19 protein-coding genes are annotated in these 18,132 nt (G+C 63.5%); 10 read left to right on the forward strand and 9 right to left on the reverse strand.

Annotated elements, in window-relative coordinates:
* The first annotated feature begins 31 nt into the window (after positions 1-31).
* Positions 32-451 (forward strand): CBS domain-containing protein, encoded by a 420-nt coding sequence (locus tag XB14_RS22495; RefSeq protein WP_077964281.1) that lies wholly within the window; start codon positions 32-34, stop codon positions 449-451.
* Between the two features lie 64 nt (positions 452-515).
* Here XB14_RS22495 and XB14_RS22500 read toward each other — a convergent pair whose 3' ends face one another.
* The 6 genes from XB14_RS22500 to XB14_RS22525 form a co-directional block, all read right to left on the reverse strand.
* Entirely contained in the window at positions 516-1,223 is a 708-nt protein-coding gene (locus XB14_RS22500) for an OmpW/AlkL family protein (protein WP_077964774.1), read from the reverse strand.
* Positions 1,224-1,417: 194 nt separating this feature from the next.
* Positions 1,418-2,164 carry an ABC transporter ATP-binding protein gene (locus XB14_RS22505; RefSeq protein WP_077964284.1) on the reverse strand — a complete coding sequence of 249 codons (747 nt, stop codon included), beginning with the start codon at positions 2,162-2,164 and terminating at the stop codon, positions 1,418-1,420.
* Positions 2,158-2,970: an ATP-binding cassette domain-containing protein gene (locus tag XB14_RS22510; protein WP_077964287.1), complete on the reverse strand. Its 813-nt coding sequence runs from the start codon at positions 2,968-2,970 to the stop codon at positions 2,158-2,160. The genes XB14_RS22505 and XB14_RS22510 overlap by 7 nt, the downstream gene beginning before the upstream one ends.
* Positions 2,967-3,818 carry an ABC transporter permease gene (locus tag XB14_RS22515; protein ID WP_077964288.1) on the reverse strand — a complete coding sequence of 284 codons (852 nt, stop codon included), beginning with the start codon at positions 3,816-3,818 and terminating at the stop codon, positions 2,967-2,969. The genes XB14_RS22510 and XB14_RS22515 overlap by 4 nt, the downstream gene beginning before the upstream one ends.
* Positions 3,815-4,780 (reverse strand): ABC transporter permease, encoded by a 966-nt coding sequence (locus tag XB14_RS22520; protein WP_077964289.1) that lies wholly within the window; start codon positions 4,778-4,780, stop codon positions 3,815-3,817. The genes XB14_RS22515 and XB14_RS22520 overlap by 4 nt, the downstream gene beginning before the upstream one ends.
* 207 nt (positions 4,781-4,987) lie before the next feature.
* Positions 4,988-6,526: an ABC transporter substrate-binding protein gene (locus tag XB14_RS22525; protein ID WP_077964290.1), complete on the reverse strand. Its 1,539-nt coding sequence runs from the start codon at positions 6,524-6,526 to the stop codon at positions 4,988-4,990.
* Positions 6,527-6,993: 467 nt separating this feature from the next.
* On the opposite strand from XB14_RS22525, the gene XB14_RS22530 reads away from it, so the two are divergent.
* From XB14_RS22530 to XB14_RS22560, 7 genes are all read left to right on the forward strand, one after another.
* On the forward strand, positions 6,994-8,073 hold the full coding sequence (locus XB14_RS22530; RefSeq protein ID WP_077964291.1) for a LacI family DNA-binding transcriptional regulator: 1,080 nt from the start codon (positions 6,994-6,996) through the stop codon (positions 8,071-8,073).
* A complete protein-coding gene (locus tag XB14_RS22535) occupies positions 8,070-9,092 on the forward strand; it encodes an ABC transporter substrate-binding protein (protein ID WP_077964294.1) in 1,023 nt (340 codons plus the stop codon). The genes XB14_RS22530 and XB14_RS22535 overlap by 4 nt, the downstream gene beginning before the upstream one ends.
* 104 nt (positions 9,093-9,196) lie before the next feature.
* Positions 9,197-10,024 (forward strand): ABC transporter permease, encoded by an 828-nt coding sequence (locus XB14_RS22540; RefSeq protein WP_060586133.1) that lies wholly within the window; start codon positions 9,197-9,199, stop codon positions 10,022-10,024.
* Positions 10,021-10,800, forward strand: coding sequence for an ABC transporter permease (locus tag XB14_RS22545; RefSeq protein WP_060586135.1), 780 nt, complete (start codon positions 10,021-10,023; stop codon positions 10,798-10,800). The genes XB14_RS22540 and XB14_RS22545 overlap by 4 nt, the downstream gene beginning before the upstream one ends.
* Positions 10,793-11,821 (forward strand): ABC transporter ATP-binding protein, encoded by a 1,029-nt coding sequence (locus tag XB14_RS22550; protein WP_077964296.1) that lies wholly within the window; start codon positions 10,793-10,795, stop codon positions 11,819-11,821. Before XB14_RS22545 ends, XB14_RS22550 begins: the two co-directional genes overlap by 8 nt.
* Before the next feature lie 6 nt (positions 11,822-11,827).
* The gene (locus tag XB14_RS22555) at positions 11,828-12,748 is read left to right on the forward strand and encodes a nucleoside hydrolase (RefSeq protein ID WP_077964302.1); all 921 of its coding nucleotides are present in this window, start codon (positions 11,828-11,830) and stop codon (positions 12,746-12,748) included.
* Complete coding sequence (locus XB14_RS22560; RefSeq protein ID WP_077964304.1) at positions 12,745-14,532, forward strand: adenine deaminase; 1,788 nt, start codon at positions 12,745-12,747, stop codon at positions 14,530-14,532. Before XB14_RS22555 ends, XB14_RS22560 begins: the two co-directional genes overlap by 4 nt.
* 134 nt (positions 14,533-14,666) lie before the next feature.
* Here the strand turns inward: XB14_RS22560 and XB14_RS22565 are convergent, their stop codons facing one another.
* Positions 14,667-15,842: a M20 aminoacylase family protein gene (locus XB14_RS22565; protein ID WP_077964780.1), complete on the reverse strand. Its 1,176-nt coding sequence runs from the start codon at positions 15,840-15,842 to the stop codon at positions 14,667-14,669.
* 193 nt (positions 15,843-16,035) lie between these two features.
* On the opposite strand from XB14_RS22565, the gene XB14_RS22570 reads away from it, so the two are divergent.
* Both XB14_RS22570 and XB14_RS22575 read left to right on the forward strand, forming a co-directional pair.
* Entirely contained in the window at positions 16,036-16,716 is a 681-nt protein-coding gene (locus XB14_RS22570; RefSeq protein ID WP_077964307.1) for a phosphoribosyltransferase, read from the forward strand.
* Positions 16,717-16,785: 69 nt separating this feature from the next.
* On the forward strand, positions 16,786-17,187 hold the full coding sequence (locus XB14_RS22575; protein WP_077964309.1) for a VOC family protein: 402 nt from the start codon (positions 16,786-16,788) through the stop codon (positions 17,185-17,187).
* 97 nt (positions 17,188-17,284) lie between these two features.
* On the opposite strand, the gene XB14_RS22580 is transcribed toward XB14_RS22575, so the two are convergent.
* Both XB14_RS22580 and XB14_RS22585 read right to left on the reverse strand, forming a co-directional pair.
* Entirely contained in the window at positions 17,285-17,743 is a 459-nt protein-coding gene (locus XB14_RS22580; protein WP_419178617.1) for a DUF411 domain-containing protein, read from the reverse strand.
* Between the two features lie 89 nt (positions 17,744-17,832).
* On the reverse strand, positions 17,833-18,126 hold the full coding sequence (locus XB14_RS22585) for a copper-binding protein (protein ID WP_077964313.1): 294 nt from the start codon (positions 18,124-18,126) through the stop codon (positions 17,833-17,835).
* Positions 18,127-18,132 lie beyond the last annotated feature (6 nt).

Raw genomic sequence — 18,132 nt, forward strand, 5'->3', positions numbered from 1 at the left:
GCTCTGCCGCTTTCACGCACAGGAGGATGAGATGAGAATATCGGAAGCCATGCATCCCGGCGCTCGCTGGATCTCTCCCGAAACCGATCTCAAGACGATTGCGCGCATCATGCGCGACGAGGACATCGGCGCGTTGCCGGTTGGCGAAAACGACCGCCTGATCGGCATGGTCACGGACCGCGACATCGCGCTTCGCGCCTTCGCCAACGGGCGCGATCCGGCGTCGATGACGGCGCGGGATGTGATGACGAGGGATATCGTTTATTGCCGGACCGACGAGTCGATCGAGCATGCCGTCCACCTGATGGAGGCCAAGCAGGTTCGCAGGCTGCCGGTGATCAACGCGGACAAACGCATGGTTGGCATGTTGTCGCTCGGCGACGTGTCGCATGCGGGCAGCCGGGAACTCTCCGGCGAACTCGCAAAGGCCGTTACGGCCCATCACGTCTGAGGACGTTTTTTTAGAGATTGCGGCGCCTTGTAACGGCGCCGCAAACCATTTCGTTCGAAGGCGATCAGAAGCGGTAGCTGATACCGGTGCCGATCAGCCACGGGTCGAGCTTGACCTTGCCGCTGACGGCGCCGGCACCGGGCAAGGTTGCGTTGACCTCCGGCTCCAGGAACAGCTTCTTCACGTCGAAGTTCAGGCCCCAGTGGTCGTCGAGCTTGATGTCGACGCCGGCCTGCAGCGCCACGCCGAAGGTATTTTTCATGTTGAAGCTCGTGAAGTCACCGCGCGGCTTCTCGTTGTAGAACATCGTGTAGTTCACGCCCGCGCCGACATAGGGCTTGATCTCGTCCGTCACATTGAAATGGTACTGCAGCGTCAGCGTCGGCGGCAGCAGCCAGGCCTTGCCGATCTCGCCGAGGCCGGCGATCGAGCCGCTGCCGCGTGCCGTGTGCGGCGTGGTGCCGAGGATCAGTTCGGCGGCGATGTTGTCGGTGAAGAAATAGGTGATGTCGAGTTCCGGCACGACGGAGTTGCTGACGCCGACCTTCTCGCCGTCGAGCGCGGCGCCGTTCAGATAGAGCGTGCCCTTGTCGTCGGGCAGGACGGCGAGCGCGCGGCCGCGGATCATCCACGGCCCCGGCTCGCTGGCGAGAGGCGTTTCCGGTGCCGCGACCGCGCCCGGCTCGGAGATATCTGCCGCCGTCGCGATCGCGAGCGACGCCGCAAGTGCGGCGAAAAGGACGGCAGATGGCAGAATGGCGCGAGTAGGCATGATTTCCGGACCCCCAGAAGAAAGTTGAACATCGCCGGTCAGGGCGTTCGGCGGCAGGGATTCTGCGGCCGGCGGCACTATGCTCAAGACGGGCGTCTCAGCGGTTGTCCTGGATCAATGCGCGCGCGAATCATCAAGCCCTTGGGGACAAAGGCGGATTCGCCTGAGGAAGCGGGGTCCGCGCCAACCCCTCGTCAAGCGGGCATGCGCGGTATGCTGGCAAGAAGGCGCTGGGTATAGGGATGCTTCGGGGAGGCCAAAATGTCGCGGGTCTTGCCGCGCTCGACCACCCGGCCGCGCTCGAGGATTACCATCTCCTCGCAAAGGGCGGCGACGACGCCGAGATCGTGCGAGACGAAAACCAGCGTCAGCTTTTCGGCGAGCGTCTTGAACAGTTCGACGATGCGGATGCGGGTGGAAAGATCGAGCGCGCTCACCGCCTCGTCCGCCAGCACGATCTGAGGCCCTGCGACGATGGCGCGGGCAATGGCGATGCGCTGGCGCTGGCCGCCGGAAAACTCGTGCGGATAGCGACCAAGCGCATCGGCAGGAAGTCCGACCGCGTCGAGCGCCTCGGCGACGGCCCGCGTCCGATCACCCGGGATCCGCAACGACCTGAGCGGTTCGCCAATAATGTCGATCACCCGCTGGCGCGGGTCGAGGGAGGAGTAGGGATCCTGGAAGACCGGCTGCACCGCGCGGCGATAGCGCTGCATGAAGGTGCTGTTGCGGGTATCGAGGATCTCCTCGCCAAAGCGAATGGCGCCGCTCGTTGGGCGGATGAGCCCGAGCATCAGTCGCAGCAGCGTCGTCTTGCCGGAGCCGGACTCGCCGACGAGACCGACGCTCACCCCCGGCCGCACCGATATGGAGACGTTGTCGAGGGTGGTTTGCTGGCGGGAGTAGCCGAAGCTGACGTTTTGAAGGTCGAGCATCATGATCCGGTTGTCCCGAGTGCTTCGTCGAACAGGCGGGCGGCCTCGACCAGAGTTTTGGTATAATCGTGGTGCGGCTTGTCGAAAACCGTGCCGACCGGGCCCTCCTCGATGGCAAAACCGTTCTTCAGCACGATCACGCGTTCGACCACCTGGGCGACGACGGGCAGGTCGTGGCTGATGAAGAGCAGCGCCATGCCGGTCTCGCGCACCAACTGGTCCAGCAGTTTCAGGATTTCCGCCTGGGTCGTCACGTCGAGGGCCGTCGTCGGTTCGTCGGCGATCAAGATCTTCGGGCGGCAGGCGAGCGCCATGGCAATCGCCACGCGCTGGCGCTGGCCGCCGGACACTTCGTGCGGGTAGGAATTGATGATGCGGTCGGGCTGCGGCAGCGCCACCTTGTCGATGAGGTCGCGGACTTCACGACCAATGGCGTCCTTCGATGCCGTGCCGCCGTCCCGCTCCAGGCGCCGGCGAACCGGTTCGGCGATCTGTCGGCCGATCTTCATCAGCGGATCGAGCGCGGTCAGTGGTTCCTGGAAGACAACGGCTGCGGCGACGCCGCGCAGGCGGTTCATCACCTTGTCGGCGGCGCCGACGACTTGCTGTCCGTCGAGCGTGATCGAACCGGTGACAGCGATGGATGGCGGCAGCAGGCCGGTTGCCGCCATCGCCGTCATCGACTTGCCGGAACCGGATTCACCGATCAGGCCGATGCGCTCGCCGGGACGGATTGTAAAGGAAAGGTCGGAGACCAGCGGCTTGTCACCGGTGCGGATGGTGAGGCCGCGAATGTCGAGCAGCGCTGTCATCGCGATCTCCCTCGTGTCGGATCGGCGATATCGCGAAGACCGTCGGCGAGAAGGTTCATGCCGATGACAAGGGCGACGAGCGCGAGACCGGGCGCGATTGCGCCGATCGGTGCGGTATAGACCGTCCCCTGTGCTTCCTGCAGCAGCCGTCCCCAGGAGGCGTTCGGCGGCGGCGCGCCGAGACCGAGATAGGAGAGCGACGCTTCGGCAATGACCGCAAGGCCGAACTGCAGGGCGAAGTTGATCGAGAGAGTCGGCCAGATATTGGGAAGCACATGGCGGAAGACGACGCCGACCCAGGACGTGCCAGACGTGCGCGAAGCGACGATGTAGTCCTGCCGCAGCACGCGCTTGGCGAGGATGCGGGTCAGCCGCGCGACGATGGCGGAGATGGCAAGTCCGAGCGCGAGGATCGCCGTCCAGAGGCTGGCGCTGTCGCTGGCCGCCACCACCAGCATGGCCAAAAGCAGGGTCGGGAAGGCGATCAGGATATCGAGCGTCGCGGCCATCACGTCGTCGGCAAGGCGCGTCGCGAAGGCGGCGACAACGCCGAGGCTGACGCCGATCATCGCGCCGATCGCGATCGCGCCGATGCCGACCAGCAGCGCCGTGCGCGCGCCGATCATCAGTTGGGTGAGCAGGTCGCGGCCCAGCCGGTCGGTGCCGAGCCAGTGCAACAGCGACGGCGCTTCGAGCCGGCCGCCCGAGGCGTTCAGCGGATCATAAGGCGTCCAGAACAGCGTCAGCACTGCAACGGAGAGATTGATGCCGACAAGCACGAGGCCGACGGTAAGGGCGAGCGAATGCCGACGCTTGCGCGCGGAAACGGATGTCTCGACGGGGCTCATGCGTTGCCTCCGACGGCCCGTTCGCGCAGACGCGGATCGATGAGGCGCTGGGTGAGGTCGGCGGCAAAACCGATCAGCAGCACCAGCAGAGTGGAGATGAACAGTACGCCCTGAACGTTCGGGTAGTCCCGCTGCTCGATCGCGAGCAGCAGCATCGAGCCGAGGCCCGGCAGCGCGAAGACGCGTTCGACGACGACGGCGCCAAGCAATGTGGTTGCAAGCTCGATGCCGAGGATGGAGACGATCGGTACGGCACCATTGCGGATGCCGTGGCGGATCAGCGCTTCCGGAAAACTGGCGCCGAGGGCGCGTGCGGTGCGCAGGTAGTCGCTGCCGAGAACGTCCTGGGTGGCGGATCGGACGTATCGCAGCAGCGACGCGCCCATGACGAGACCGATCGTCATGACGGGCAGCGCGAGCGCATAAAGCACCTGTCCCTCGTTCTGCCAGCCGCGACGGGGAAAGCCGCCGGAAGGGAACAGCCGGAAGGTAACGGCAAAAACCGTGACGAGCAGGATGCCGACCCAGAAGACGGGGATGGCGATGCCGAGTTGCGAGACAGTCGAAATCAGCCCGCCATACCAGCGATCGGCCTTGACGGCGGAGAGGATGCCGAGCGGCACGGCGATCAGGATGGCAAGCACGAAACCCATTAGCGCCAGCGGGACGGTGACGGTCAGCCGCGCAGCGATCTCTTCGATCACTGGCTTGCCGCTGACGAAGGAGGTGCCGAGGTCGAAGCGGGCGAGGCTGCCGGCAAAGCGCAGGAACTGCTGCCAGAGCGGCAGGTTCGAACCGACCTGTTCACGCGCCTTCTCGATCTGCGCGGCATCGGCGCCGACGGAGAGGAGCGCATTGGCGGGGTCGCCGGGCAGCAGGCGCAACAACACGAACAGCACCACCGCGGCGATCAGCAGCGACAGGATGAGAATGGCAAGGCGGCGGACGAGATAGGTGAGAATGGCTGCATTCCTTTCTTCTCACGGGGGCCGTGATCAGAGAGCTGGCTTTTGCACCAAAAAGATCGGGCAGGCTAGAGCATCCCTGGGGGCGCCTGTGGAACGCGGGAAGATGCCTAGACGAATTGGTTAAACGCAGTCGGCCCCCGGAAGGGATCCAGGGGCTGCCGTGTCAGTGACCGGAGCTAATGCGCCGGATGGTGGTGCCGCTTACTGTTCGCTCTTCTTGATGCCGTAGGCGAAGAACTGCGAGTTGAGGCCGTTCACCGGGTAACCCGATACGGCCGAGCTCGAGACGACGATCTGTGGGTAGAGGTAGAGCCAGTTGCTGGCGGCGTCCTCGGCGATGATCGTGTTGGCTTCCTTAAGCTTGGCGGTCTGCTCGTTGGTGTTGGCGGCGGCTTCCGACGCCTTGATCAGATCGACGACCTTGGGGTTGTTGTAGCCCCAGTAGAAGTCCGGGTTGCCGTAGAAGACGATGTCGCGGTGGTTGACGTGCTCCTGCAGTGTCGCCTGGAAGTCATGTGCCTTATAGACCTTGGTGTACCACTCGTTGGCGGTGATCACGTTGATCTCGACCTTGATGTTGACCTTGGCGAGTTCGCTCTGGATGAACTGGGCGACGATCGGATGCGGGTCGTAGTTCGGCGTGTCGAGCTTGAAGCTGAAGCCATCGGCAAAGCCCGCTTCCTTCAAGAGCGCCTTGGCGCTTTCGACGTCATAGGCGTCGACGGCGGTCAGATCCACGTACCAGGGATCGGTCGGCGGAACAAAGGAGCCGATCAGCGTGCCGTATTCGCCCCAGATCGAGGTGAGCAGCTTCTTGTCGTCGATGGCGCGGGCAATCGCCTTGCGGACCTTGACGTTGTCGAAGGGAGCGACGCGATCGTTGAAGGCGAGCAGTTCCTTGGTGGTCGACTGGCCGGCGGTGACGGTGAAGTCGGGATTGTCCTTGAACTGGGCGATCGAGTCCGGGCTCTGGACGCTGGTGATGATATCGACGGCGCCGGTCAGGAGCGCATTGTTGAGCGCGGTCGCGTCGGTGAAGTACTGGAAGACGACTTCGCCGTTGGTCGGGGCGGTGCCCCAGTATTTGTCGTTGCGGGTCAGCGCCAGCGACGAGCCGCGGCGCCATTCGTCGAGGCGGTAGGGGCCGGTGCCGTCCTCGCCGGCGTTCAGGTCCTTCGCCGCATCGTTGACGATCCAGACGTAGCTCAGATTGTAAGGCAGCGAGATCGAGCGCGCCGACAGCTTAACGACGACGGTCTGATCGTCGGGCGTCTCGATCGCGCTGATCGTCGCGAGGCTCTTCTTGCGCGAGCTCTTGGATTGCTCTGAAGTCACGCGCTCGATGCTATATTTGACGTCGGCCGCCGTCAGCGGATCGCCGGAGTGGAAGGTGACGCCGGAGCGAAGCTTGAAGGTATAGGCGAGGCCGTCTTCGCTGACGCTCTGCTCGGCCACGAGACCCGGCTGAACGTCGCCGGCATCGGTCAAGGTGAACAGGGCTTCATAGACATTGCCGTTGAAGGCTTCGTTGATGCCCTGGCCGGCGCCGGCGGTGTTGTCGAGGTTCTGCGGCTCATAGAGCGAGCCGATCGTGATCGAGGCGTTGGGATCGAATTTCGCGTCCTCGGCGAAGACGGCCGTGCTCGACGAGAGAGCGAGCGCCAGCGTGGCGGCTCCCAAAGCGCCAACCCGCAGACCCTGTCCCGAGATCTTGCCCGAGGCGATGATAGTACCAGTCATGTCCCAAACTCCTGCATTATGCCTGTCACGCGGATCCCGCGGCCATCCGAATGTACGCTGCGGATGATTGCGATGCATCATACTTATTCTCTAGTAATTTAGTGGGAAAATTGGTTCCTTTTGTCCGACGAAGTTGAAAATTGTACCCCGGCAAATGGCGATGCTGGCGAAGGCGATTCCGGTTTTTCCGAAAAACTGGTCGCCGAGATATATCAGAAGGAGTGGATCAAACCCCTTCGAAATGGGAGGCGATGGTGCAGGCGCTTTCGCCGGTTGCCGTTTGTCCGCTCTGTCGAGCCAGGTCGCAAAAATCTCGCCCCCTTGAGGGCTTGGCGGATTGTCGTCCACAATCGATTTCCCTCGATAATTGCAAAATGCAACGAGTCGACAAAAGGATTCGACAGTCAGAGGATTCTGATATATCGGCTGATTAATCGTTTAATCATGCGATAGCGGAAACCACTGACTTGGCGCGTTCCGGACCAAAACTGACGAGGATTGCCAGAACGCTCGGCGTGTCCGCGGCCACGGTTTCGAACGCGCTCTCCGGCAAGGGCCGCGTCTCCGCCGAGATGGTGGAAAAGATCCGCGCGACCGCTGCCGAGCTCGGCTATGTGCCGAGCCAGGCGGGCAGGGCGCTTCGCACCGGCCGCACCGGCGTTCTCGGCCTTGTCCTTCCCGATATTGCCAATCCGCTCTTCCCGCAGATCGCCCAGGCGATCGAACTTGCTGCATCCTCCTCCGGCTACGGCGTGCTGATCGCGGACTCGCGCGGCGACGTCTCGACCCAGACCAAGGCGATCGAGCGCCTGATCGATCGCGACGTCGACGGACTGGTGATCGTGCCGCGGCGCGGCACGCGCATTGCCGATGTCGGCTGTCCGGTCGCCGTCATCGATACGCCCTCGACGCCGGGCAACACGGTTGCCGCCGACCATTGGGGCGGCGGCCGGCAGATCGCCGAGCATCTGAAGGCGCTCGGGCACCGCCGCGTGCTGATCATCGGCAACAATCCGGCTTCCAACGTGCAGAACGACCGCGCCGGCGGCATCCGCTCGGTTTTCGGCGAGGGAACCCATACCGATACGCTCTGGATCGAGCCGCTGGAAAAGGTGGCCGGCAAGGGCTGTCCGCTCGGGCTCGCCGATATGGTGGCGGAAGGCTACACCGCGTTTGCCTGCATCTCCGATCTCCATGCGCTCCGGGCGCTGACCGAATTGCAGCGCGCCGGCATCAACGTTCCGGAGAAGGCGAGCGTCACCGGTTTCGACGACCTGATCTGGTCGCCGGTCATCACGCCGGCGCTGACGACCGCGCGCATGGACATGACCGAGATTGCGGCCATCGCGGTTGCAGCCCTCGTGAAGGCGATCAGCGAGCGCGACCCGTCCGATCCCGCGATCGGCGCACCGGTCACCGCCGAGACATCCAAGGTGCCGATGCACCTGGTCATCAGGCAATCGGCCGCCGCACCGCCGGCGTTTCAACCCGTTCATACCACCGTCACCGCAGCCACATCCGTCACCGAAGGAGGACACCAGCCTTGAAGAAGTTTCTGCTTGCCTCGAGCGCGCTCTTGCTCGTTACCGCCCCTGCCGTATCCGCTCAGGAAAAGACGCTCACCATCTCCGTCTACGGCTTTGCCCAGGACGCCTTCAAGGAACTGGTCTATACGCCGTTCGAACAGAAGTGCGGCTGCAAGCTCGTCGTCGAGACCGGCAACAGCGTCGAGCGCCTGGCGAAGATGGAAGCCAACAAGGCAAGCCCGGTCGTCGACATGGCCGTCGTCTCGATGGCTGATGCGCTCTCCGCCACCCGCGCCGATCTCATCGAAAAGATCGACACCTCGAAGCTCCAGAACTTCAACAAGCTCTATGACCTCGCCAAGGATCCGAACGGCGACGGCATGAGCGTCGGCTACACCTTCTATGCGACCTCGATCGTCTATCGCTCGGACAAGATGGAAGTGAACTCCTGGGCCGATCTTCTGAGCGATGAGAACGCCAGCCACGTCGCCTTCCCGAACGTCACCACCAACCAGGGCCCGCCGGCGCTCTACATGGTCGGCGAAGCCATCGGCAAGAACACGCCTGATCTCAAGGAAGCGATTGCTGCCGTCGGCGCCAAGAAGGACGACATCGTCACCTTCTACGTCAAGTCCTCGCAGCTCGTGCAGCTGATGCAGCAGGAAGAAATCTGGGCGGCACCGATCGGCCGCTTCTCCTGGGAAGGTTTCACCAAGCTCGGCCTGCCGATCAAGTGGGCAACGCCCAAGGAAGGCCAGACCGGCGGCATGAACGTCATGGTGCTGACCAAGGGCAGCAAGAACCAGGATCTGGCGCTTCAGTTCATGGACTTCTGGCTCTCGACCGAAATCCAGACGGCACTGGCCGAAAAGCTGGTCGACAGCCCGGCCAACAAGGACGTCAAGGTTTCGCCCGAGATCGCCGAGAACCTGACCTATGGCGAAGAGACGGTAAAGAACCTGAAGCTGATCCCGTCGGCCGTCGCCCTCGACAACCGCGAAGCGTGGCTGTCGGAGTGGAACGCCCAGGTCGGCCAGTAAGTCCAAGCCATTGCGACCTCCACCGGCGGATCGTGATCGCCGGTGGAGACCTCATGCGACGGGCGCGATGAGACGCGCCCAGGAATGCCTTGAAAGGAAGAAGGATGTTCCAGAACCGCGCCGAAGCCCTGGCGCTCGCTCTGCCCGCAGCGGTCTTTGCGGCGATCGTCTTTCTGGCGCCGGTCGTGATCCTGCTGGCGGAAGGCTTTCGCAGCGCCGACAGCTGGTCGCTGTCGGCCTATACGACCTTCTTTTCCGATCCGCTGAACCGCACCGTCTTCCTGCGCACCTTCCGGCTCGGCCTGATGGTTACCGTCGTTTCGGCGGTCATCGGCTATGCCGCCGCCTTTGCCATCGTCAATCTGACGCCGCGCAACAAGGGACAGATGATCGGCCTTGTCGTGCTGCCGCTGATGATCTCGTCGGTTGCCCGCACCTATGCCTGGATCGTCATTCTCGGCCGCACCGGCATCGTCAACCAGGCGCTCCAGCTCGTCGGTCTTTCGGACGAACCGATCCGGTTTCTCTTTACGGAAACCGCCGTGTTCATCGGCCTCTTGCAGCTGTTCCTGCCGCTGATGATCCTGTCCTTGATCAGCGCGCTCGAGAACATGCCGAAGGATGCAATTCCCGCCGCCCGCGTTCTCGGCGCCAACTGGTTCCAGGTGTTCTTCAAGGTGATCCTGCCGCTGACCAAGGAAGGTCTCGTGATCGGCGGAACGCTCGTCTTCACCGGCTCGCTCACCGCCTATATCACGCCGGCGATCCTCGGCGGCTCCAAGGTGCTGATGCTCGAAACGCTGCTCTATCAGCGCGTCACAGTCGCCAATGATTTTGTCGCAGCCAGCGTCATCGCCTTCATCCTGATCGTCATGAGCTTTGCCGCAAACCTTCTCCTGAAACGGCTTGCCACTGCGAGGAACAAGCGATGACACCTCGTATCTTTACTCCGCTCGTCCTCTTCCTGGTGATCGGCTTCCTGATCGGACCGTTCTTCATCATCGTTGCCGCGTCGCTCTCGGGCGGCGAGACGCTGGCCTTCCCACCGCAGGGCTTCTCGCTCAAATGGGTCGCCAAGGTCTTCACGGTCGAGAGCTTCCAGGAGAGTTTTGCAATCTCGATGCTGCTGGCGATCGGCGGAACGGCGGCCGCTCTCGTGCTCGGCGTTCCCGCCTCCTACGCCCTGTCGCGCTACAAGCTGCCTTTCGGCGAAACCATCCGCACGATCGTGTCGCTGCCAATCATCGTGCCCGGCATCATCGTCGGCCTGGCGCTCTTGCGCTACATCGTCGTGCCCTTTGGCCTCAACATCACGCTGACACTGTTCCTCGCCCACACGGCGCTGGTTCTGCCCTATGCGGTGCGGGTCGTCTCGGCGAGCCTCAACAACCTGCGCTCCGATATCGAGGAGGCGGCGGTGCTGCTCGGCTCCTCGCGCGCCGGCGCCTTCTTCCGGGTGGTGATGCCGAACATCCGCAGCGGTATTCTTGCCGCCTTCATTCTCGGCTTCGTGACGAGCTTCAACCAGGTGCCGGTGTCGCTCTTCCTCTCCGGCCCGGGTGTGCGCACGCTGCCGATCGACATGCTCTCCTATATGGAGATCACCTACGACCCGTCGGTTGCCGCTCTTTCCGCGCTGCTCGCCTTCATGTCCATCGGCATCGTCTTCCTTGCCGAACGCTTCCTGGGATTCTCTCGCTATGTCTGACGCCCCCTTCCTCAGCCTTGAAAAACTGACGCTCGCCTATGGCGATACCGTTGCGGTGAAGGACCTCGACCTTTCGATCCGCAAGGGCGAACTGGTGGCATTCCTTGGGCCCTCCGGTTGCGGCAAGACCACGACGATGCGTTCGATCGCCGGCCTGTTGTCGCCGGCCTCCGGCGCAATCAAGCTCGACGGCGCCGATATCACCCGCGTTTCCGCCAATAAGCGCTCGGTCGGCCTCGTCTTCCAGTCCTATGCGCTGTTTCCGCACCTGACCGTGTTCGAGAACGTCGCTTTCGGCCTGCGGCTGAAGAAACTGCCGGCAGCCGAGATCGAGAGCAGGGTGACCGCCGGCCTGAAGTCGGTCGGGCTTTCGAATTTTTCTGCGCGCAAGCCGGGCGAACTCTCAGGTGGCCAGCAGCAGCGCGTGGCGCTGGCGCGCTCGATGGTCATGGAGCCGAAGGTGCTGCTTCTCGACGAGCCGCTGTCGAACCTCGACGCTCGCCTGCGCCTCGAAATGCGCACGGAACTGCAGCGTGTGCAGAAGGAAACGGGCGTGACGATGATCTTCGTCACCCATGACCAGGGCGAGGCTCTGTCGCTGGCGGACCGCATCGTCGTCATGCTCAATGGCGCGATCGAGCAGATCGGCACGCCCGAGGATATCTACAATCGCCCGATTTCGCGCTTCGTCGCCGACTTCGTCGGTTTCGAAAACATCTTTGCCGTCGAGGGCGGCAAGCTCAAGGCCGGCAACGGCCCGATCGATCTTTCCGGATCCCTGCCGCCTGACACGGCAGGGCTTGCGTGGCGTCCGCGCATGGTGACCCTTGGTTCAGGTCCTTTCCAAGGCACCGTGCGCGGAGCCTCTTTCTCCGGCAGCACGCGCGAGTACCTGCTCGATACGCCGCTCGGCGCCATCAAGGCGGAGGAGGATGCAGCACTTGCAGCCCGTGAAACCGGTTCTGCCATTGCCTTCGACCTGCCGGTCGAGAAGGCCGCACGCCTCAAGAAGTTCGGGTAAGCTCCGATGGGTGTCTGGATCGATACGGACATGGGGTTCGACGACATTGCCGCCGTGCTTGTCGTCCTTCATGCCGGTGAAGAGATCGACGGCGTGTCGCTCGTCTTCGGCAACACGCCGCTTGACCAGGTGAAGCGCAATGCCGCCAGCGCGATGCTTGCCTTCGGCTGGAATTTTCCCATTCACGAGGGTCGCACCCTGCCGGTGCTCGGCAAGCTCGAGACCGCCGAACGCATCCTTGGCGAAGCCGGCATGCCAACGGCTGGATTGACCCTGCCGGAGGCGGACGCCTTGCCGGTTAGCGACGCCTTTGCGGCCTTTTGCGCCTGGCTCGACGGGGAGGGGCCGAAGCGCATTCTGGCGCTCGGACCGCTCACCAATCTCGCTGCCCTTTGCCTTGCCCGTCCGGACTTGGCCAGCCGCATCACCGACCTCACCTGGATGGGTGGCGGCGTCACCAGCGGCAACCACACGGCTTCCGCCGAATTCAACGCCTTTGCCGATCCGGAAGCGCTGGCGATCGTGATTGCGCACGGCCTGCCGCTGCGCATGGTCGATCTCGATCTCTGCCGCAAGGTCTTTGCCTATCCCGACGATGTCGCGTCGATCCGCGCGGCCGGCGGCGCCAATGCGGCGCTGCTCGCCGATCTGCTCGCCGGCTACATCTCCATCGGCACCAGCCGCGGCCGCCCGGGCATGGCGATCTATGACCCTTCAGCCGCCGTTGCCTTCGTCAATCCGGGGGCTGTGTCCTTCCGAAGTGCGCGCATTGATGTCGAACTCGGCGGAACCTTAACGCGTGGGCGCACCGTCGTCGAAACCCGCGCGAGCGACGTGACCTTCAATGCGGAATACGCCGTCGATGCCCATGTCGAGACCACGCGGGCGCAGATCCTGGGTGCTTTGATGAAGGAAGCGCAGAAATGAGCGCCCTGCAGCAGCCTCAGGACTTGATGGACGCAGCGCTCCGCACCCGTGCGGTGGCGGCAGCGCGCGGCGCAGGACCGTTCGATGTCCTGATATCGGGCGGCACGCTCGTCGACGTGGTCACGGGCGAGCTACGTCCGGCCGACATCGGCCTCGTCGGACCATTGATCGCCAGTGTTCACGAAACGGGGGCGCGCAGTGATGCGGTAACGGTCATCGATGCGAGTGGTGCCTTCATATCCCCCGGTCTGATCGACACGCACATGCATGTCGAAAGCTCGATGGTGACGCCGGCGGCCTATGCCAATGCCGTGCTGCCGCGTGGCGTCACCACCGTCGTCTGGGATCCGCACGAGTTCGGCAATGTGAACGGCGTTGCCGGTGTGCGCTGGGCCGCAGATGCCATCCGCGGTCTGCCGTTGCGTACAGTCCTGCTGGCGCCCTCCAGCGTGCCGTCGGCACCCGGCCTGGAGCTGGCCGGTGCCGATTTCGACGCTGATGTGATTGCCGAAATTCTGCGCTGGCCGGAAATCGGCGGTATCGCCGAAATGATGAACATGCGCGGCGTCATCGATGGCGAGGCGCGGATCACCGGCATCGTTCAGGCGGGGCTCGCCGCCGGCAAGCCGGTCAACGGCCATGCGCGCAGCCTTGCCGGCTCTGATCTCCAGGCCTTCGTGACCGCCGGCGTCAGCTCCGACCACGAGCTTGTCTCCGGCGACGACCTGCTGGCAAAGCTCAGGGCAGGGCTTTCGATCGAACTGCGCGGCTCCCACGACCACCTGCTGCCGGACTTCGTCAAAACACTCAACAGCTTGGGCCATCTTCCTCAGACGGTGACGCTTTGCACCGACGACGTTTTCCCCGACGATCTCGCCCGTGCGGGCGGTCTCGACGATGTCGTTCGCCGGCTGGTGCGTTACGGCCTGCCGGTCGAATGGGCGCTCCGGGCGGCAACGCTGAACGGCGCCGTCCGGCTCGGCCGTCACGACCTCGGGCTTGTGGCGCCAGGGCGTCGGGCGGACATCGTGATCTTCGAAGATCTCGCTGATTTCCGTGCGCGCACGGTCATCGTCGACGGCAAGGCGATTGCAGGCGCCGGACGGATGATCGAACCGCTCGACGGCATCGCCGCCGAGGCGCTGCATGGCACGATGAAGATTGCTCCCCTTTCGACGCACGATTTTTGTATTCCCGCCGATGGCACCAAGGTCCGCGTTGCGACCATCGACCGGCCGCGCTTCACCCAGTGGGGCGAAGCAGTTGCCAAGGTCGAGAACGGCTTCGTCGTTCCGCCCGAGGGTACGACCCTGATCGCGGTCGCGCACCGCCACGGGCGTGCTGAAAGCCGGCCACGCGTTGGTCTGTTGTCGAGTTGGGGCGCCTGGCGTGGGGCCTTCGCCACCACGGTCTCGCATGACAGCCACAACCTCACCGTCTTTGGCGGAAACGCCGCGGATATGGCAGTCGCTGCCAACGCGGTGATTGCGGCCGGTGGCGGCATGGCCGTTGCGTCCGGAGGCAAGGTCGACGCGCTCCTGCCTTTGCCGCTCGCCGGATTGGTCTCGGAAGAGCCGCTGGAAGAGGTGGCCTCGGGCTTTGCCGCGCTCCGCGAAGCGGTCGGTCGCATCGTTGACTGGCAGCCGCCCTATCTGGTTTTCAAGGCCTGCTTCGGCGCGACGCTCGCCTGCAATGCCGGCCCGCACCAGACCGATCGCGGCATCGCCGACGTGGCGACGGGCAAGGTCATGGAAAGCCCGATCCTTGAGGTTCTTGAAGCATGATTTTCACAGGTCGCCGAAGTAAGGCGACCTGTGAAGACCCGTCCGCTAGGCGGAGCGCCTCAATATTCAAGAAAACGCTCTAAAGCCTTGAGATTGCCAGCTTCCGATCGATTTCGCGGATCGCCGGACACCGCTTACTCGGCGCGTTCCAGCTCCTGCTCCACCAGGGTCGACCAGAAGGCGACGCCCGGACCGATCGCCGCGTCGTTGAAATCATAGGCGGTGTTGTGGTGCAGCGCGCCGTCGACGGCGGGGCCGTTGCCGAGCCAGACGTAACAGCCGGGGGCTTCGAGCCCGAAGAAGGCGAAGTCGTCGCCGGCGGTCGAAGGCGGGAACGCCGTGCGGGTCCTGTCGCCGAAGACGGCGCGTGCGGCCTTCAGAGCACGGGCGCTGGCATCGGCCTCGTTGACGACCGGCGGAATGCGGCGTTCGAATTCGTATTCGACGGAAATCCCGTACATCTCCGCCGTGCCGCGCGCCAACCGGCCGATCTCCGTCTCAAGCTGATCGCGGACTTCGGGCGTATAGGCACGCGCCGTGCCGCCGATCTCGACGATATCCGGAATGACGTTGAGCGCCTTCGAGTCGCCGGCGCGCACGGAGCAGGCGCTGACGACGGCGGGCTGCAAGGGGTCGACGACGCGGCCGACGATCGATTGCAGCGAGGCGAGGAATGTGCCTGATGCCGTTACCGGGTCGCGGCCGAGATGCGGCTTGGCGCCATGGGTGCCGACACCGCGGAAGGTGAGCCGCCAGCTATCCGAAGAAGCAAGCTGCGGGCCGGCGACGACAGCCATTTCGTCCGGATCAAGGCCGGGCATGTTGTGTAGGCCGTAAATTGCGTCGCAGGGGAAGAGGGTAAACAGCCCGTCCTCGACCATGCGCTTCGCACCGCCGCGGCCTTCTTCGGCGGGCTGGAAGATGAAATGCACGGTGCCGGAGAAATTGCGGGTCTTCGCCAGATGGCGGGCAGCGCCGAGCAGCATTGCCGTGTGGCCGTCATGGCCGCAGGCATGCATCTTGCCGGCCTCGCGGGATTTGTAGGGACGGTCGGCGATCTCCGGCATGGCGAGCGCATCCATATCGGCGCGAAGACCGATCGAGCGCGTGCCGTTGCCCACTTGCAGGGTGCCGACGACACCGGTTTTTCCCAAGCCCCGGTGTACCTTTAGGCCCGCATCCTCAAGCCATTCGGCAACGAGGTCGCTGGTGCGCACTTCCTCGAAGCCCAGTTCCGGATGGGCATGCAGGTCGCGACGGAAATCGGTGAGGAAGGAGAGGTCGTCGGCAATTCCGTCTGGCAGGCGCATCGGCAGGCATTCCCATGTTTCATCCGGCGAAGGGCTTGTGAATTCCGCGCGCATTGTCGGCTCGGCGGTGCCCTTTCGGTTTGATCGAAGTCGCAAACGGTATAGACGAAAACGGTCGGAACCAGAACAGTAAGCCGGCCTTTTTGATCGCCTTTCATTCTAGGGCGAAAGCGTGCAGACGAGGACGTAACCGATGCAGCCCCACGACTTCTGGCAAGAAATCTATCCGCCGAAAAGCTTCGACATTCAGGCGGGTTATCGCGATTTCTTCCCGGCGACACTCAATGACGGACGGCAGATCCTCTTGCCGATCCGTCCGCTTGCCGACGGCAAGCATGCGCTCGCCTCGCTGATCGTCAATCAGGCAAGTTTTGCCGTCGAAGACGCGCTGGCAACGGAACTCGCGGCAAAGCTCGCGGCCTACGAGCCCGAAGTCGTCGCCGGCCTGCCGACACTTGGTCTCACGCTAGCGTCTGCCGTCGCCCGCAAGCTCGGCCACAGCCGCTACGTGCCGCTCGGGACCTCCAGAAAATTCTGGTATGTCGACGACCTGTCGGTGCCGCTTTCCTCGATCACGACGCCTGACCAGAAGAAGCGGCTCTATGTCGATCCGCGCATGCTGCCGCTGCTTGAGGGCAAACGCGTGGCGCTGATCGACGATGTCATTTCCAGCGGCACGTCGATCGTTGCCGGGCTGACCCTCATGGAGGCCTGCGGCATCGAACCCGTCGCGATCGGCGCCGCCATGCTGCAGACCGAGCGCTGGCATCACCCGCTCGCCGCGCGTGCACCACATTGGCCCGAGCGTGTCGTCGGAGTGTTTCAAACGCCCCTGCTTCAGCGGCGTGACGACGGCAGCTGGCACGCCGCCTGAATTCCTTTTCACCAAACGCCTGCCGCGATAGATTTGTCTATCTGCTCGGGACGTTACGAAAGGACTTGCATGCGGTTCATCAATCCGATCCCTTTCGTCCGCGACATCGATCACTCCCGGGAATTCTACGAGAAGATTGTTGGCCTGACGGTTCGCGAGGATTTCGGTAACTTCGTCCTCTTCGAAGGCGGCTTTGCGATCCATGAAGGACGTTCGCTGGAGCGGACCGTCTGGCGAACAGAGTTTGGTTCGAATGAACCCTACGGGCGGCGAAATCTGCTGCTTTATTTCGAGCACGCCGACGTCGATGCGGCTTTCGCGCGCATTGCGCCGCATGTGGACCTGATCCATCCGGTCGCGCGTCAGGCATGGGGCCAGTGCGTATTCCGCTTCTACGACCCGGACCGGCATGCGATCGAGATCGGAGAGCCGCAGGTGCCGGAATCGCCAACCGACCCGGAGAAACCCTAAACTTACTGAGGCGCTGGCTTCATTGAAATCCAAGGCGCCCTCGCCGTCGCGAAGGCGCCTGGAATTGTGCGCTATCCTTCAGAGGGCGAAGCGCGGCTTAGTTCGCTGGGCGAACCTGATAGTAAACCGTCGACTTCGCGCCGCCTGCCTTGGCGATCGTGTAGACGTCGTAGGAGGCCTTCGGATCGTTGCCCATGCCGAGCGAGCCTGAGGGCATGCCGGGCACGGCGATGCCGGCGACATCAGGCTTTTCAGCCAGCAGCTTCTTGACCGCTTCGAGCGGCACGTGCCCTTCGATGACATAGCCGTCGATGACGGCGGTATGGCAGCCTTCCACGTCGGCGGGAACCGCGAAGCGCGTCTTGATCACCGACATGTCGGCCTCGTCGTGCACCTCGACCTTGTAGCCGGCCGCTTCCATCGCGTCCGCCCATTCCTCGCAGCAGCCGCATTGCGGATCCTTGTAGACGGCCATGGTGCCGGTTGCCGCCACTGCGCCTGTTGCCAAGAGGGTGATGCCCGCAATCGTGCCTGCAACGAAATGCCTGCGTAACACGTTCATCGAACACTCCTTTCCATTCTTCCTGATTTTAAGGATTGTGAAGCCCGGGTCGCCAGATGTCGACCCGGGCGGTTTGCCGCAGCTTACTTGATCTCGGTCACTGTCAGCTTGCCGTTGACCCGATCGGCGACGAATTCGATCGCAGCGCCTTCCTTGAGTTTGGCGAGCACCGCGTCGTCATTGACGCGGAACACCATGGTCATGGCCGGCATGTCCAGGTTCTTCAGGTCCTCATGGGCGATCGTCACCTTCTTGGCCTTGGTGTCGAGCTTCTTGACGACGCCCTTGGTGAATTCCGCTGCGTGAGTGGGAAGGGCAAATGTGGCGGCGGAAACGGCAAGCGTGAGCGCTGCGAAAAGTTTGCCTATGGTCTTCATGGTTTC

Origin of the sequence: Ensifer adhaerens (assembly GCF_002007205.1) — a bacterium.
GTDB lineage: Bacteria > Pseudomonadota > Alphaproteobacteria > Rhizobiales > Rhizobiaceae > Ensifer > Ensifer adhaerens_D.